We start from the raw sequence: 1,885 nt of genomic DNA, 5'->3' as shown, positions 1-1,885 counted from the left end.
CTCATAGTCAGCTGCCTGCTGCTCCACTTTTGCTGCAGTCGCATCAAGCTTTGCTGGATCTACCGTAATCGATCTCGCCATTTTTTTCACCTCCTTTAAAGTGTGGTTATATATGATCTCTTTTTCAAAAAAGAGCCATACCCATTAAATCCTTCTTAATTGACTGCTGACATACCGGTATTTATCCGCTGATTTGCTCAAACCGGAGGCGGCTTTCACTGAACCGATTCCCTTGAATTCACGGCCCAGACCCTGAGCAATGTCTTCAAGTTCCCGGGCAATGGCATCTGCCTCGGCTGCAATTCTATTAATCTTGCTTTTTACTTTCGGATCCATGCATTAGCCTCCAATCGAACTGGCCTTGCCCGCCAGCATGGTTTCACTTCTTTGCAGGAGCTCTGCCGTGCGGTTCAAATAATTTACACTTTCCGGAATCCGTATATCAAACGAAGAACTGATATCTGCTTTTAGCACATTATCGAGCCCCATAACACCGGCTTCCCAATAGAGATCATCGATCATGTCATTAAGTCGCGCTGTCCGCTGCTGCAGGGCGCGCAGCCGATTCGCGTAATATAACAGCCTTGAGATGTCGACTTTGATGAAAGGTTCAACTGGGAAGCTGCCGCCGGAAATGAAATCCATTGCCCTTGAAAACAAGCTCCTTGCCCGGTTAGCAACCGTATCAAGAAATTTGCCTGCATTTGCAACAAGCTGCCTCCCTAGATTTTGCACCCTGGACACAAACCTGAGCGTTTGCTCCCTCACGTAATTCGCTGCATCTACCATGCCCTTCCAGGTGGTGTATATAATATTGAGAGCCGCCGAACTGATTGCCATCGCTACTTCTCTTGCCTGCCTCATCGCGGCAGCTGCCACTTCCCTTACCCCGCCAACAAAAGCTGTTGCCGCTTCCCTCACCTGGTCAACAGCGGCATTGGCTAAATTAACAGCTGCGCTGCCAAATGAGTAGTACAGGTCCCGCGCAAGATCACGTACCATCCATTTATCCGGATCCATCGAATTTGCAAGGCTTCCATCATCATTGAACGTTACACTCGTCTCATAATGCGGATAAAATGGGTCCGCATATTCCCCGTGTTCTTTATTTAAGCGAACGATTTGGTCTACATATGGGGCATAACCGAGATGGGAAACAAAATCCCCTTCATAGGTGACAAATGTGAAACGGTCCCCCTTCAAATCTTCTTTTTGCTTATCCGTCAGGTCAAACCACCAAAGGGGGGCACCATTGACAATATAGGCATTTACGTTATCGCTGCCATCATTCACAAAAACATAGGTCCCGAGATTGCCGCCTTTTGAGTGTCCAAAAATGGTGATTTGCCCATCAACATTCACCATATAATTTTGATAAAACGCCAATGCTTCCTCATGCTGTTTTGTTTCAATGCTTACTCCCGCTGCCACGTTCCCGGCCCAGTCCGTCCTGAGATGATCCCAGTTCCCCGGCGACTCACTGCCCCTGAACATGACTGCTCCATTTCCATCTTCATCCTTGACTGCATACCCTACAAACCCCGATTCCGAGGCTCCATTTGTATTGTTTGCTTCATTAGGATTGTGGTTTGCGTAACCGGTGAGTTTCACATCCTGCAACGGAGATTGGCTATTTGCATCTAGATACTTTTGAATATTATTCAATCTGTCCTCGTCGTATTCAATGCCGCTTTGCTTAATTTCGTCGAGGATATATTGGATGTTTCTCGGCCTTGCGTCACTTATCTCAAGTTCGGGTGGAATGTCTAAATAAGATAACTGCAAAAGAAGGTTTTTCTCTTTATCAGTCAAATTTTCCAGAGACATTCAATCACTCCTTAAGTGAGACATAATGCTTCGGGATATCGTCAGGACTCTTCACGAT

2 protein-coding genes are annotated in these 1,885 nt (G+C 46.5%); both read right to left on the bottom strand.

Annotation, left to right across the window (positions count from 1 at the left end):
* Window positions 1-144: 144 nt before the first annotated feature.
* Entirely contained in the window at window positions 145-336 is a 192-nt protein-coding gene (locus WB217_RS13770) for a hypothetical protein (protein WP_423993786.1), read from the bottom strand.
* A gap of 3 nt (window positions 337-339) precedes the next feature.
* Window positions 340-1,827, bottom strand: a complete 1,488-nt coding sequence (locus WB217_RS13765; RefSeq protein ID WP_423993785.1) for an Mbeg1-like protein — start codon at window positions 1,825-1,827, stop codon at window positions 340-342.
* Window positions 1,828-1,885 lie beyond the last annotated feature (58 nt).

It is taken from the genome of Mesobacillus sp. (genome assembly GCF_049588175.1).
Classification (GTDB): Bacteria; Bacillota; Bacilli; order Bacillales; family Cytobacillaceae; genus Mesobacillus.
The sequence above is the reverse complement of the archived record's forward strand: the minus strand, read 5'-3'. Positions and strand labels throughout refer to the sequence as shown.

Coding starts and splice junctions, on each gene's coding strand:
- WB217_RS13770 (WP_423993786.1), bottom strand. CDS start 336: ATGGATCCGAAAGTAAAAAGCAAGATTAATAGAATTGCAGCCGAGGCA.
- WB217_RS13765 (WP_423993785.1), bottom strand. CDS start 1,827: ATGTCTCTGGAAAATTTGACTGATAAAGAGAAAAACCTTCTTTTGCAG.